Source organism: Flavobacterium xueshanense, assembly GCF_900112975.1.
Taxonomy (GTDB): domain Bacteria; phylum Bacteroidota; class Bacteroidia; order Flavobacteriales; family Flavobacteriaceae; genus Flavobacterium; species Flavobacterium xueshanense.
Map to the genome: position 1 here is coordinate 223038 of NZ_FONQ01000001.1, position 15433 is coordinate 238470.

Genomic DNA, 15433 nt, shown 5'->3' on the forward strand with positions numbered 1-15433 from the left:
TATTGTCATGTTTAAAGTTATAAATGATGAATAATTTATTTCTGATTGTGTTACTGTGTACCTTTATTAGCTGCAAGAAAGAAGCACTAGAAAGTGAGGTAATCTTGAAAAAAGAGATTGTAAAACCTCGTGTGCAACCGGAAGGAAAACCAACTAACATTGATTCTGTTGTTGTAATTTCGCTGCACAACAAAGTGCTAAAGGATTTTTATATCTCCACAAATTACAGAACGGTTTGGCAATCAGAAAAAAAGAGGAAAATAATTTTAGCCGAGCTTCTCAAATCAGATGAAGAGGGACTCAATCCGGAGGATTACAACTTAAAAACATTATATGATTTTGAAAAAAGAGCGACAACTCTAGACTCTTTAGACATTGCAGAATATGACATTTTATTGACCTCCTGTTTGCAAAAATACATCTCACATCTCACTAACGGAAGACTAAATCCCCGAAAATTATACAAAAACTGGGATTTGAAAGAAAACTATATTGACTTAAATGCAACAGTTGCCCTATTACTACAAACCGATTCTTTGGCTTACACGATAGAACAACTGAAACCCAATCATATTGTTTACAAAAGATTAAAAAAAGCTCTTCGACAAATTAATGCTTTTCCAAAAGATGATTTCAAGCCTATAAAATTCACAAAAATAATAACTCCTAATGACACCAATCCTTCTCTGATTGCCATCAAGAAGCGATTAATTTATTGGAAAGAGTTGCAACCTAAAGATAGCCTTTCCTTAGTTTACGATGAAGAAACGGCGAATGCCTTAAAAAAATTTCAAAGTCGGCACGGTTTAGCCGCCGATGCAAAAATTGGAGCCGGAACAATTGCTTCCCTTAATTTTTCTAGAAACCAACGAACACAACAAATTCTCGTAAATCTGGAACGCTGGAGATGGTATCCAAAACAAATGGGAAAGGAATACATAATCATTAATATTCCTGATTACAAGTTGACACTAGTTAACAACAACGATACGTTGAGAACGCACAGAGTCATTGTAGGAAGAGCAAAAAGAAAAACACCTGTATTGAGTTCTAAATTGACACAAGTCGTTTTTAACCCAACCTGGACGGTTCCGCCAACCATCCTGAGAGAAGATGTAATTCCCGCTATTCTAAAAAGCCGAAGCTACTTGACTCAATCAAATATTAAAGTTTACGATAGTAATGGAAGAATTGTAAGTCCTTATGAATGGCAATTGTCTCAGGCTAAAACGTATCGCTACGTGCAAAGCCCGGGTACTTTCAATTCGTTGGGCATGGTAAAAATCATTTTCCCAAACCGTTTTTCCGTTTATTTACACGACACGAATCACAGGGATTATTTTGACAAAATAGACCGTTCATTAAGTTCTGGCTGCGTCAGAGTAGACAATCCATTAGAGTTAACAGAATATATACTAAACGACGAAGTCAATTGGAATCTGGGGGAAATTACAGAGACATTACAAAACGAGAGAACAAAATTTGTTAATATCAGAAAAGAAATCGCATTTCACTTATTGTATTGGACCGCTTGGAGCGAGAACAATAAATTAATTTTTAGAGATGACATTTACAATCTTGATGCTGCTTTGTACGATAAATTACGAAATTGATTTTGCTCCAAATTTAGAAACTCTTGATGGATGATAGATAAAGAAACATGATTTGTCTTTTATAACACTGATAATCTCTTTGGATAATTCAGTAGGAACAGCAGGACAGCCTTGACTTCTTCCCAATCTGTGGTTATTTTTAATAAACGAATTAGAAACGTAATCAGCCGCGTGCATTACTACACCTCTTGCTCTTGCATTGTCATTTACTCCTTTTTCTAAACCGTCTAAACGAAGTGACGTGCCGTGTTTGCCATTGTAAATTTCACCTGTAGCATAAAATCCTAAACTGCTTTTAAAAGATTCAGCTGAGTTTGAAAAATTATTAGCGAATTCTTCGCCTGTATTTCTTCCATGAGCAACAAGAGAATGAAACAATACATTTCCAGTAGTTAAATCAATTACCCAAAGTCTTTTGGTATTGGATGATAAACTAAAATCGACCAAAGTTAAAATGTCTTTCTTAATCAATCCTTTTTCTTTCAAAGAATAATATCCTTTCAAGGCAACAGCAAAACTTTCCAGTTTTGGTAAAGCAAATTTGTCAGAATGTAAATTATTGTAGGCTATTTCAATTTTACTCTCAACACTAGTTTCTAACACCTTAGAATAAACTATTGGTTTAACATTCTTTAGTTCAGAGAAACTTATTTTACTTGGAGATAATGAAGCAAGCATAAACAAAACAGCAGGAAGTATCGTGTAAATCATTGGTTATCTTTAAGTTATAGATTAATTCGGGATTGCAAACGTACGCCAATAAATAGGAATCAAATCGCATTTAACAAAACTTTAGTTTTACAATAACGAAAACTACGACTAATTATTGAGTGAGTAATCCTAAAAAAGGCAATTTCTATGTTAATTTTTCTATTTTTGTTCATATTCAATCCCAATTTATGTCAAAATTATCTTCTGCAGCTCTATTTTTTTTAATATTCTTTAGCCATACTGCTTTTAGCCAAAAAAAGACACTTCAGGCAAAATCCATCACAGAAAACATTACAATCGACGGAAAGATCAATGAGCAAATCTGGGAATCGGCTTCAATTGCCTCAGATTTTATCATGTTTGAACCTGATAATGGAAAACCCATAAACAATGATAAAAAAACAGAGGTAAAAGTGCTGTATGACAACGATGCTATTTACATATCGGCAATGCTATATGATAACGAACCCGGCAAAATTCAGAAAGAAATAACCAATAGAGATGTTTTTGGGGTTTCGGATCATTTCTCCGTTTACATCAATGGTTTTAATGATGGTCAACAGGATTTTAGATTTTTCGTGAGTGCTGCAGGTGTACAAATGGATTGTTTAGCGACCGAGGATTATGAAGATTTTACTTGGGATGCCATTTGGGACAGTGAAGTTGCGATAACCGAATTGGGTTGGGTTGTGGAAATGAAAATTCCTTATGCAGCTTTACGTTTTTCAAAAGCTGACAAACAAAATTGGGGATTAAACTTTATGCGCGAAATTAAGCGCGATGTGCAAAAATATACTTGGAATAGGATTGACACTAAAATTGGGGCCGTAATTCCACAAGCAGGAATTCTTCAAGGAATTGAAAACATACAAACTCCTACTCGACTTTTTTTAATTCCTTATTCATCTGCTTACTACCAACAAAGTGATATTGGTTCTGGTATTACTTTAAAAGCTGGGTTGGATATAAAATACGGCATCAACGATTCCTTTACATTAGATGCAATTTTGGTGCCTGATTTTGGACAGACAAAATTTGATAATGCAATATTATATTTAGAACCTTTCGAGCAACAGTTCGAAGAAAACAGACCTTTTTTTACTGAAGGAACTGATTTATTTAGCAAAGGAGGTTTGTTTTATTCCCGAAGAATTGGTGGCGGTTCCACTACAGAATTACTCCTTGCCAATGAAGAAGAAACCACTAATTATCCAAGTACCGTAGATTTATTGAATGCCATAAAAATATCAGGTCGTACTGAGAAAGGATTAGGAATTGGATTCCTGAATGCCGTTACTGAAAAAACAAAGGCTACTATAAAAAATAATGACACAGGAGAAATCAGAAAAGAAGTAATTGAACCATTGACTAATTATAATATGTTTGTTTTGGATCAACGTTTCAACCAAAACTCATCTGTTTCTTTTGTAAATGCAAATACCACCCGAAATGGCGATTTCAGAGATGCAAATTCCTCTGCTTTATTATTTGATTTAAATACAAAACAAAATACCTATAATTTGTATGGGGATTTCAAATACAGCGTTATCAACGCTCTTGAAGATTACGATGGTTTTAAAACCGAAATAGGTTTTGCAAAAACGAGTGGGAAATATCGTTATGGGTTTTCCGGAAAATATGTTTCAGAAAATTATGATATTAATGATTTGGGAATCAATTTTTATTCCAATTATCATAATGCTTATGCCAATGGAAGCTACAGAATTGTAAATCCAATTAAACTTTTTAATACTTTCAGGATCAATCAATATATTAATTTTGAAATGGACAACACCTCTGGAAAATTACAAACCGGAGCTTTTGGGACAGAAATTAAAGCAAGAACATTAAGTAACGACGCTTTAGAGTTTGTTGTTGAATTTTCACCATTCAAAACATATGATTTTTATGAACCCCGTGAATATGGTAAATATGTGTTTTTGCCACAAAAAGTTTTTACAGCTGTAAATTTCACTTCCAATGACAATAATCCGTTCACCATAATTCTGCAACCGTCAATAACAATATTCAATGAGAAAGACAGAAACGTTTATGGGTTGTACATAAGTCCAAAATACAGATTTAATGACAGATTTTCTCTTACTTATGTATTGGAATATTTTAACAAAACTAACGATCGTGGCTGGGTTGACACTGACAAAACCGGGATATTTTTTGCCGAACGTACCAGAGAAACTGCTCAGCATGATTTTACTGGAAAATATGCTCTAAACAACAAAATGACCATCAATTTAACGGCAAGGTATTATTGGTCGTATTCTAAAAACCATGAGTTTTTCACTTTACAAGACAGTGGTTATCTGACCCCAAACAGCACTTACGCACAAAATAAAGATAGGAATTTTAATTCCTGGAACTTTGATTTATCGTATTCATGGTGGTTTGCTCCGGGAAGCGAAATATCTATTTTGTACCGTAATTATGGTTTAGAAAGAGCTAGCGTAGTAGAAAAAGATTTGTCTAAAAATCTTAAAAATATCTTTAATAGTGACCTGACTAACGTGCTTTCTGTAAGCATTCGCTATTTTATTGATTACAATTCAGTAAAAAATAAATTTTAATTTTTTAAATCAAACTGTAACATATCATTAAAAATGGAGTCTATTCATTCAAACTATTCAGTGGATTGGTGATTACTGCCTTTGAAACTATTTTGGTTTTGATAATTTAGCATCAATCATCAATCAATCGTTTCATGAAAAATCACTTCCTCTTTTGTTGTCTTTTACTATCTTTTATTGGCTACAGCCAAAAAAAAACATTACAAACCAAATTCATTTCAGAAAAAATTGAAGTTGATGGAAACTTAGATGAAACGATTTGGCAATCTGCGGCAGTAGCTTCGGATTTTATTATGTTTGAACCTGACAATGGCAAAACAATTCCTGAAAATAAGAAAACTGAAATTCGGATATTATACGATAATGACGCTATCTATATCGGAGCGCTGATGCTCGATGACAATCCTGAAAAAATCTTAAGAGAAATTACGCAACGGGATAATTTTGGAACCTCTGACGTTTTTGGTGTTTTTATCAATGGGTTCAATGACGGACAGCAAGATTTTCAGTTTTTTGTAAATGCTGCTGATGGTCAGGCCGATTGTATCACTACTGATACCAATGGCGAGGATTATTCGTGGGACGCAGTTTGGAAAAGCAAAGCTATCATTACGGATAAAGGCTGGGTGGTAGAAATGCGGATTCCGTATGCTGCACTGCGTTTTTCTGGAGAAAACAAACAAACTTGGGGACTTAATTTTTTCAGAGAAATAAGACGAGACCGTCATAAATACACTTGGAATTTCATTGATTCTAAACTAGGAACTTTCACCCAACAAACCGGAGTTTTGGAAGGAATTGAAAACATAAAACCACCTACCCGACTTTTTCTTTTACCATATTCTTCTTTTTATGTAAATGCTGACGCGAGACAAAAAACATACGGAACGCTTAAAGGCGGATTGGATTTAAAGTATGGAATAAATGACGCTTTTACTCTGGATATGATTTTAATTCCTGATTTTGGACAAACAAAATACGATGATCAAATCCTGAATTTAGGTCCATTTGAACAACAATTTAATGAAAACAGACCTTTTTTCACGGAAGGAACTGATTTGTTCAGTAAAGGGAATTTAGTTTATTCAAGACGAATTGGGGGCGTTCCAACATACAAGTTAAATGAAAATGAATCATTTACAGAGACGCCAAATGTTAGTCTTATCAATGCATTTAAAATTTCGGGCAGAACTAAAGATGGATTAGGAGTAGGAATTTTAAACGCTGTCACGAAAAAAACACCCACGTCTATATACAACGGTGAAAGCGGCGAAATCAGAAATGAAATAGAACCACTTGCTAATTACAATGTTTTGGTACTAGACCAGCGCTTTCGCAAAAATTCCTCCGTTGCATTTGTAAACACAAATGTTACCAGAAACGGGAGTTTTAGAGATGGAAATGTGACGGCATTAGTCTGGGATTTGAATACCAAGAAAAACACCTACAACCTTGCGGGTGATTTCAAATACAGTTACATCAATCGTGCAGAAGATAAAAAAGGAATTAATTCCCAATTGAATTTCTCCGAAACCAGTGGCAAATTCCGTTATGGTGTTGGAGCTGACATCACAACCAAAGATTTTGATAACAATGATTTAGGAATTAACTTTGAGACTAACTATTACAGTCTATATGGTAACACCAGTTACCGAATCCTCAATCCAACGAAGTATTTTAACTCCTTCAATGCCAGAATAAACACTTATTCGCAATTTCAAAAAGAAACCGGTAAGTTACAGTCCGGCAATATCAAATTTCAGATTAATTCGAATACTAAAAAAAATCATTATTTAGGAATAGGATTCGATGCTAATCCGGTAGAAACTTATGATTATTATGAACCGAGAACCACTGACAGATACGTTATAAAACCTACGAAGATTGGGGGATTTATATACATTTCGACCAATTACAACAATAGTTTCGCTATTGATTTCAATCCATCTTACGCTGTTTTTGATGAAGCTGGAAGAAATTCCTATGGTTTTTCTGTCGGTCCAAGATATCGTTTTAATGATAGATTATCACTGAATTACAACTTTAACTTTTTTAGACAAAACAATAATAAAGGCTACATTGACAGCATTAATGACGACCTCAATTCAGCTACGCCAAATACTATAATTTTTGCGAATAGAAATGTAATTACGTATTCCAATACGCTTTCCGGGAAGTATTCACTGAACAGTCAAATGACATTTAATATTGCTTTACGTCAATACTGGTCGTATGCCGAAAATAAAAACGCTTTATCATTACTACAAAACGGAAGACTGGCTGATTTTGCCGGATACACAGACAACAAAAACTCGAGTTTTTATTCCTGGAATGCTGATTTGTCTTATTCTTGGTGGTTTGCGCCGGGAAGTCAAGTTTCTGTTTTATATCGAAATAATGCAGGTGGTTTTGACAGAAACATCAATAAAGAATTTACTGAGAATATCACCAATTTACTGAATAACGATGCCTTGAGTCATGTTTTCTCGATAAGTGTGCGTTATTTTATAGACTACAATCAGGTTAAGAATAAATTCTAAATGCATTAACTATAAAAAAGACAACTATCCGCAACAAAATAATCATTTTTTGTGATGGATAACCACTGAATGTATAATAGTGATTTCCATTCAATCGAACATTTTTAGAAATACTTTATCTTTGTTTAAAATAAAGTATAATGAACAAAAAAGTAATTCTTATGATTCTGGACGGTTGGGGGAAATCTCCTGACCCTAAGATATCAGCAATTGACAATTCCAACGTCCCATTTATCAACAGTCTCTATAGAAATTATCCAAGTGCTCAACTTCGAACTGATGGTTTAAATGTTGGACTTCCTGACGGCCAAATGGGAAACAGCGAAGTAGGTCACATGAATCTTGGTGCCGGAAGAATTGTATATCAGGATTTAGCCAAAATTAATCTCGCTGTTGCACACGATACTTTAGCCAAGGAACAAGTTTTAGTTGATGCCTTTACGTATGCCCGAATAAACAATAAAAAAGTACACTTTTTAGGTCTGGTTTCAGATGGTGGTGTACACTCTCATACTTCTCATTTACGTGGCTTGATTGACGCGACACAACAACACGGATTACAAAACGTTTTCGTTCACGCATTTACTGACGGTCGTGACGTGGACCCAAAATCAGGCAAACATTACATTCAGGATTTACAGGATTATATCGCTAATACAACCGTAAAACTAGCTTCGGTTGTGGGACGTTATTATGCGATGGATCGTGACAGACGCTGGGAAAGAGTAAAACTCGCCTACGATTTATTGGTAAACGGAATTGGAACACATTCGAGAAATGCAGTAGCTAACATCGAAGAAAGTTATGAAGTAAATGTAACCGATGAGTTCATTCACCCAATGGTTATGGTCGATGAATATGACCAACCATTAGCCACAATTGAAGAAGATGACGTGGTTATTTTCTTTAATTTCAGAACGGACAGAGGAAGAGAATTAACGGAAGTATTGACGCAAATGGATTGTCATGAACAAAACATGCACAAACTCAATTTGTACTATGTTACACTGACCAATTATGACGAAACGTACAAAAACGTAAAAGTCGTTTATAACAAAGATAATATCACAGAAACGCTTGGTGAGGTTTTGGAGAAAGCTCACAAAAAACAAATTCGTATTGCCGAAACGGAGAAATATCCTCACGTAACTTTCTTCTTTTCCGGTGGAAGAGAACGACCTTTTATTGGCGAAAGCCGCATTTTGAAAAACTCTCCAAAGGTTGCCACTTATGATTTGCAGCCTGAAATGAGCGCGTTTGAATTGACAGCAGCTTTGATTCCTGAATTGGAGAAAGAAGAAGTGGATTTTGTTTGTCTTAATTTTGCCAACGGCGATATGGTAGGACATACCGGGATTATGAGTGCAGCGATAAAAGCATGTGAAGCCGTTGATAAATGCGTAGAGAGAGTAATAACTACAGCATTAGCCCACAATTATACAACCATCGTAATTGCCGATCACGGAAACTGTGAGACGATGATTAATCCTGACGGAAGTCCAAATACCGCGCATACTACAAATCCTGTCCCAATGATTTTAGTGGACAATGATTTAAGAACCATTCACGATGGAGTTCTTGGTGACATTGCTCCAACTATCTTGGAATTAATGGGAATAGAAAAACCCGAAGCAATGACTTGTCATTCTTTACTATAACCTCTTTATATGTATTAAACAAAGAGCTACTCCCTGCACGAGTAGCTTTTTTTATAAATAAAAGTTAAATACCATTATTGTCAATAGTATTACTATTATATTTGCAATTAATATATAGGTTGTTGTAACAACAAGCTGGATTCGTGACACTAGCGATCGCGTGAATCTTAAATAATCGTTGTTAACACTTCTTTAATAGTAACAAAAAACCGACTAAATACAATAAAATGAAAATTATATACACCATCGCCGTTATTCTTATTGCCCATTTGAGCTTTGGGCAAATATCTGATTCAAATGATATCAAAAAAGAGTTTACAAATATTGAACTAGCATTAAAGGATCCGGATAAAGTATTTCGACTGAACTTGAGTGATCAAACATTAAAACTAGACGGTATTAATTGGTCAAAATTTATTAATCTTGAATACCTAAGTTTGAAAAACGATCACTTAAAGGAACTTCCAAAGGAGATAACCCTTTTATCAAAACTTAAAATATTAGAATTAAGTGGAAATGATTTTTCAGTATTACCAGAAGATTTTTGGAAGTTAAGAAGCTTAGAGGAACTGTTTTTAAATGATGAAAAGAATTTAAATTTAGAGGCAAACATCAAAATAATGAGCAAAATGCCTTCTTTACGAATATTGCATCTAGAAAATGACAATTTAAAAAGTGTACCAAATACTATTGGTAGTTTGAAAAATCTAGAATTTTTATATTTAAATAACAATCAATTTAATGAGATTCCAAAAGAAATTAAACAATTAGAGCATTTACAGTTCTTGGATATGCGCGATAACAAAATCATAATTCTAAATCGTTCCGAAGAAAATTTGAATTTTGGATTTAGAATCAAACTGTAAAAAACAAAACAAGAAAAGTAAATTTTTTGGTAGTAGCAAAACTTTATCATTTGTCGTATCTAATTTGTTTTAAAATAAAACCTAATCACGTTCATTTTAATTTTAATGTAGTTCTTCATCAGTCCCAAACTAAATTGGTACAAAAGCGGTAAGTTAAAAGAATCAATTTTATTCGGATTTTGCATTAGTATCTTTAACCGTTTTGTTCCTCATACGATGCTTTTTACAAGAAATTTATAATCTTCAATCCACTAATTTGAATTTTTATAGTATGCGACTCCTTAATTATATTTTATTTAACGAAAGGCTTTTTTAAACACCTCATTGCTGAAACATTTATACAAACATCATCAATTATGAATACCATCCTAGCTAATTTAACGATACAAGTCAACGAAAAAATATACGTTAAGAATCCAGAAACATCTCCTTTAGGCAAAAAAATCATTGAACAAGGAATTATTTTAATTGACGAAATTGGATTTGATAATTTCACATTCAAAAAATTGGGTGAAAAAATTGGTTCCAATGAAAGCTCCATCTATCGATATTTTGAAAATAAACATAAATTGTTAGTTTATTTATCCTCGTGGTATTGGAGTTGGATGGAATACAAACTTCTTTTTGCTACAACAAATATCACAGATCCAGTTGAAAAACTGAACAATGCAATAACCATCGTAACTGAAAAAGTTACAGATGACACCAATACGGCGCATATCAATGAAGCCATTTTAAATAATATTATTATTGCGGAATTCACGAAAACATTTCAGACCAAAGAGATAGATCAGGAAAATAAGGAGGGTTTTTTTTTGATATACAAGCGGGTAATCAATCGCATTGTGGCAATTGTAAACGAGGTCAATCCAAGTTATCCCTTCGCAAAATCACTAGTTTCAACAATAGTTGAGGGTAGCTTACACCAACATTTCCTGAAGGAGCATTTAAAAACCATAACCGATTGTAATGAATCCATTACCACCACCCAGTTTTACCTGAATCTTATTAAAAATGTCTTACGATAAAACAAATCACAGCTATTATGACTCCTTTAAATCGTTTTTATAAACTACTTGCATTAGATAGAAAAGATGTCTATCAAATATTTTTTTACGCCATTTTTGCAGGATTAATCAGCTTGTCTTTGCCGCTGGGAATTCAGGCAATAACCAATTTTATTCAATCTGGAAGAGTAAGCGCTTCCTGGATAGTTTTAATTATTTTAGTTATTTTTGGTGTGGCATTAGTTGGGATTTTATCTTTAATGCAACTAAGAATTACTGAAAATTTGCAACAAAAAATATTTGTCCGTTCTTCATTTGAATTTGCGGCCCGATTGCCAAAAATAAAAATGGATCAATTGTACAATTCGTATCCACCAGAATTAGCCAACCGCTTTTTTGACACGATGACCATTCAAAAAGGAACTTCTAAACTATTAACTGATTTTTCAGCGGCGTTGTTACAAATTGTTTTTGGAGTAATTTTACTATCCTTGTACCACCCCTACTTTATTGTATTTGGTGTTTTACTGTTTTTCCTTTTGTATTTTATATTCAAATTCTCATTTAAATCAGGACTGGAAACCAGCTTAAAAGAATCAAAATTCAAATATAAAGTTGCGGGTTGGCTACAAGAATTAGCTCGAAATAATTACAGTTTTAAAAATGACCTTCACTACAATTTTGGCTTGCAAAAAAACAATGATATAGTAAGTGATTACTTAAATTATCGAGAAAAACATTTTAATGTAATCAAAAGGCAATTCAGCCAGTTAATTATTTTTAAAATCATGATTACCGCGAGTTTATTATCTATTGGTGGTTTTTTGGTATTATCACAGCAAATGAACATAGGACAATTTGTAGCAGCAGAAATCATTATTTTATTGGTCATCAATTCAGTCGAAAAAATAATAATTGGACTGGAAACATTCTATGATGTCTTAACTTCTATCGAAAAAATAGGACAAGTAACTGATCTCGAATTAGATGAAGAAACAGCGTTCGACGGTGATACTTGTTACGCTAATATTTCATTGGAAATAGAAAATCTTACTTTTAAATTTCCCCATTCAAACAAAGAAATATTGAGTAATCTGTCATTAAAAATTGAACAAGGAGAAAAGATAGCAATTGAGGGACCAAATGGTTCTGGAAAAACAACACTAATCCGAATATTATCTGGTTTATTGCAACCTACATCCGGTACTTTTTACATAAATGACGATACCTTTAGAAAAATTAACTTGAAACAATATCGTTCACAAATTGGTGGTGTTATCCACGGTGAAACACCTTTCGAAGGAACACTATTAGAAAACATTACCTTTAATAGCAACGCCGTAAGCAATGAAAATCTAAAATGGGCTCTTGACGGCGTCCAACTTTCTAGCTTTGTTAAAACACTCTCAAAGGGTCTAGATACTCACATTTTTCCAGAAGGCAAACAATTAACCTCTTCTGACGCTGAAAAAGTACTTCTAGCCAGAAGTATCTTACACAAACCAAAAGTGCTTTTTTACGAAGACCCAACGGACATGATGGACATTAAAGTTGCTAATGAAATTATTGATTTCCTTACTTCCGATAAAAACAACTGGACGATAATCGTTTCCTCAAAAAATCCATATTGGAAAACCAAATGCAATCGCATTATCACCATGCAAAATGGAGCTATTCAACTGGATTTAAAAAATAATTAGTCATGCTAAACATATCTGATAATAAAACAAAACTGCAGCCATTAGATCGTTTTGCTACTGTAAAAAACTTGACAAACAGGCCACATTATAAAATTTTAAATAAAATTATCGCAGTTGTATCAATTATAGCTGTAACAGCACTGTTTCTGCCCTGGACACAAAACATTTCAGGATCCGGAAGCGTTACTACATTAAAACCAGACCAAAGACCGCAATCTATTCAAAGTGTGATTTCTGGCCGCTTAGAAAAATGGTATGTTCAAGAAGGTGATTTTGTCAAGAAAGGCGATACAATTGTATTCATTTCAGAGATAAAAGAGGATTACATGGATCCAAATTTAGTTCAAAATACAAAAAATCAAATAGATGCCAAGAAACAATCGTTACAATCATATAGCTCAAAAGTAACTACACTTTCGGGTCAAATAGAAGCTATTGAAAGAGAAAAGATTTTGAAACAGGAACAAGCACAAAATAAAATCAAGCAATCTCGCTTAAAAATTGAAAGTGACAGCATGGATTTGGTGGCCGTGAAAACCCAATTAAAAATAGCCAATACGCAATACAATCGCGCAGTGCAGCTGAATAAAGAAGGGTTAAAACCACTGACTGATATTGAAGAAAAAAGGCTGAAATTACAAGAAGTGGAAGCTAAAATTATCACGCAGGAAAATAAATATTTAACCAGTAAAAACGAGCTTATAAATTCGAAAGTTGAAATAAACAGAATAAGCGCGGAATATGCTGAGAAAGTCTCTAAGGCCAATAGTGACAAATTTACAGCACTCAGTAGTCAGTACGATACTGATGCACAGGTAAATAAACTCGAAAATCAATATGCCAATTACAGCATTCGAAACGGCATGTATTACATCAAAGCGTCGCAAAATGGCTATATTAATAGGGCGCTACAATCTGGTTTAGGAGAAACTATTAAAGAAGGAACAGCAATTGCAACCATAATGCCTTCGCAATATGACATAGCGGTTGAAACTTTTGTAAACCCAATAGATCTGCCACTGTTAAGCAAAGGCGAAAAAGTACGGGTTTGGTTTGATGGATGGCCCACCATTGTGTTCTCAGGATGGCCAAACATGTCTTATGGAACCTTTGGCGGTGAAATTGTTGCAATTGAAAACTTTATCAGTGAAAATGGCAAATACCGAGTATTAATTGCTCCCGATAAAAACGAAGATAAATGGCCGAAACAATTAAGTATAGGAGCTGGAGCGCAAACTATTGCCTTGCTGCATAATGTACCGGTTTGGTTTGAAATTTGGAGAACATTGAACGGATTTCCTCCTAATTATTACAAACCAACGACCAAAACCACAAAAGAAAAGAAATAATGAAACACCTATTTTTAGCGTTTTTATTTTTTGGGTTCGTTGCATCAGCTCAAGATATTAACTCAAAAGAATTCACTTATACCGAGTTTTTAGGTTATGTAAAAAAATACCATCCGCTGGTGAAGAATGCCAACTTAGAAATCAATAAAGCACAAGCTAATTTGATGATGGCTCGCGGTGGATTTGATCCAAAAATCGAAGTCGATTTTAGCAAAAAACAATTTAAAGACACCGAATATTATTCTATTTTGAACAGTAGTTTCAAAATCCCAACTTGGTATGGAATCGAGATTAAAGCGGGCTTTGATAATAGTGAAGGTGTGTATTTGAATCCCCAAAATACGCTTCCTAATCAAGGATTAACTTCGCTGGGCGTAACTGTTCCGCTTGGGCAAGGGTTATTTATCAATCAGAGGATGGCGGATGTACGAAAAGCAAAAATGCAAATTCAGTTGAGCCAGGCAGAACGAAAATTGCAGGCTATTGTTGTGTTGTATGATGCTTCTTTGGCATATTTTAATTGGAAGAAAAACTTTAATGAAGTGCAATTGTATGAGGAATATAACAAAAATGCACAAATAAGATTGAAAGGAATTCAATCGTTAATCAAACAAGGAGATAAACCTGCGATAGACAGTGTTGAAGCGGGAATTATTGTAAAAAACCGCATATTAAATTTAGAAGATTCCAAACTTAAATTGGCTAAAGCCAAATTAGAACTCGCTAATTTTCTTTGGTTGGAAAACAACATTCCGCTTGAATTATCCGATGAATTAATTCCCGAAATTCAATTGGAATTCACGATTCAGGAAAGTTTAAAAACGAATGATTTACTGAATACGGATTTCTCCATAACCAATCATCCAAAAATAAATGCGTTGCAAAGCAAGATTGACATGCTCAATGTGGAGAGAAAACTTAAGGCCAACATGCTTTTACCTAAAATTGATGTGGGTTACTCCTATATTTCAGAACCCAGCTATCTAGATAATTATCAATTTGAGGATTACAAAATCGGATTGGATTTTTATTTTCCTTTGTTTCTTCGAAAAGAACGCGGAAGTTTGAAATTGGCAAAATACAAAGTACAGGAAACCGAATTTGCATTGGACTTAGAAAAAGTACAATTGACCAATAAAATCAATGCTCAAAAAATGGAAATTGAATCCTTGTTAAGACAAAAAGAGCTCATAAAAAGTTTGGTTCAGGATAATCTCACGATGTTAAATTCAGAAGAAAGATTATTTTCTTTTGGTGAAAGTTCCCTGTTTTTAATAAATACCCGTGAGAATAATTTAGTAATTGCGCAGCTTTCGAAGATTGCTTTGGAAAACCGCTTTTACATTTCAAATTCAGAGCTTTTTAAAATAATGGCCAATCCGGATTAAATAATTTATAAAATCGTAC

At 33.9% G+C, this 15433-nt stretch carries 10 protein-coding genes; 9 read left to right on the top strand and 1 reads right to left on the bottom strand.

Features of this window, described 5'->3' with window-relative positions:
• Positions 1 to 23 precede the first annotated feature (23 nt).
• On the top strand, positions 24 to 1613 hold the full coding sequence (locus BMZ76_RS00980; protein ID WP_091202654.1) for a L,D-transpeptidase family protein: 1590 nt from the start codon (positions 24 to 26) through the stop codon (positions 1611 to 1613).
• Here the strand turns inward: BMZ76_RS00980 and BMZ76_RS00985 are convergent.
• Positions 1602 to 2324 (bottom strand): murein L,D-transpeptidase catalytic domain family protein, encoded by a 723-nt coding sequence (locus tag BMZ76_RS00985; protein WP_091202656.1) that lies wholly within the window; start codon positions 2322 to 2324, stop codon positions 1602 to 1604. The genes BMZ76_RS00980 and BMZ76_RS00985 overlap by 12 nt on opposite strands.
• Before the next feature lie 188 nt (positions 2325 to 2512).
• Between BMZ76_RS00985 and BMZ76_RS00990 the strand changes: the two genes are divergently transcribed.
• The 8 genes from BMZ76_RS00990 (at position 2513) to BMZ76_RS01025 (ending at position 15414) form a co-directional block, all read left to right on the top strand.
• Positions 2513 to 4906 (top strand): DUF5916 domain-containing protein, encoded by a 2394-nt coding sequence (locus tag BMZ76_RS00990; RefSeq protein ID WP_091202658.1) that lies wholly within the window; start codon positions 2513 to 2515, stop codon positions 4904 to 4906.
• A gap of 134 nt (positions 4907 to 5040) precedes the next feature.
• Positions 5041 to 7446: a DUF5916 domain-containing protein gene (locus tag BMZ76_RS00995; RefSeq protein ID WP_091202660.1), complete on the top strand. Its 2406-nt coding sequence runs from the start codon at positions 5041 to 5043 to the stop codon at positions 7444 to 7446.
• A gap of 140 nt (positions 7447 to 7586) precedes the next feature.
• Complete coding sequence (gene gpmI, locus BMZ76_RS01000; protein ID WP_091202663.1) at positions 7587 to 9104, top strand: 2,3-bisphosphoglycerate-independent phosphoglycerate mutase; 1518 nt, start codon at positions 7587 to 7589, stop codon at positions 9102 to 9104.
• Between the two features lie 227 nt (positions 9105 to 9331).
• Entirely contained in the window at positions 9332 to 9970 is a 639-nt protein-coding gene (locus BMZ76_RS01005) for a leucine-rich repeat domain-containing protein (protein ID WP_091202666.1), read from the top strand.
• A 356-nt stretch (positions 9971 to 10326) separates the two neighbouring features.
• Positions 10327 to 10998 (top strand): TetR/AcrR family transcriptional regulator, encoded by a 672-nt coding sequence (locus BMZ76_RS01010; protein WP_091202668.1) that lies wholly within the window; start codon positions 10327 to 10329, stop codon positions 10996 to 10998.
• Between the two features lie 17 nt (positions 10999 to 11015).
• A complete protein-coding gene (locus BMZ76_RS01015) occupies positions 11016 to 12677 on the top strand; it encodes a peptidase domain-containing ABC transporter (protein WP_091202670.1) in 1662 nt (553 codons plus the stop codon).
• Positions 12678 to 12679: 2 nt separating this feature from the next.
• On the top strand, positions 12680 to 14026 hold the full coding sequence (locus tag BMZ76_RS01020) for an HlyD family secretion protein (RefSeq protein ID WP_091202673.1): 1347 nt from the start codon (positions 12680 to 12682) through the stop codon (positions 14024 to 14026).
• Positions 14026 to 15414, top strand: a complete 1389-nt coding sequence (locus tag BMZ76_RS01025) for a TolC family protein (RefSeq protein WP_091202675.1) — start codon at positions 14026 to 14028, stop codon at positions 15412 to 15414. Before BMZ76_RS01020 ends, BMZ76_RS01025 begins: the two co-directional genes overlap by 1 nt.
• Positions 15415 to 15433 lie beyond the last annotated feature (19 nt).

Excerpts from the sequence above, each read along its gene's own strand:
- BMZ76_RS00980 (WP_091202654.1), top strand. The coding sequence starts at position 24 with ATGATGAATAATTTATTTCTGATTGTGTTACTGTGTACCTTTATTAGC.
- BMZ76_RS00985 (WP_091202656.1), bottom strand. The coding sequence starts at position 2,324 with ATGATTTACACGATACTTCCTGCTGTTTTGTTTATGCTTGCTTCATTA.
- BMZ76_RS00990 (WP_091202658.1), top strand. The coding sequence starts at position 2,513 with ATGTCAAAATTATCTTCTGCAGCTCTATTTTTTTTAATATTCTTTAGC.
- BMZ76_RS00995 (WP_091202660.1), top strand. The coding sequence starts at position 5,041 with ATGAAAAATCACTTCCTCTTTTGTTGTCTTTTACTATCTTTTATTGGC.
- gpmI (WP_091202663.1), top strand. The coding sequence starts at position 7,587 with ATGAACAAAAAAGTAATTCTTATGATTCTGGACGGTTGGGGGAAATCT.
- BMZ76_RS01005 (WP_091202666.1), top strand. The coding sequence starts at position 9,332 with ATGAAAATTATATACACCATCGCCGTTATTCTTATTGCCCATTTGAGC.
- BMZ76_RS01010 (WP_091202668.1), top strand. The coding sequence starts at position 10,327 with ATGAATACCATCCTAGCTAATTTAACGATACAAGTCAACGAAAAAATA.
- BMZ76_RS01015 (WP_091202670.1), top strand. The coding sequence starts at position 11,016 with ATGACTCCTTTAAATCGTTTTTATAAACTACTTGCATTAGATAGAAAA.
- BMZ76_RS01020 (WP_091202673.1), top strand. The coding sequence starts at position 12,680 with ATGCTAAACATATCTGATAATAAAACAAAACTGCAGCCATTAGATCGT.
- BMZ76_RS01025 (WP_091202675.1), top strand. The coding sequence starts at position 14,026 with ATGAAACACCTATTTTTAGCGTTTTTATTTTTTGGGTTCGTTGCATCA.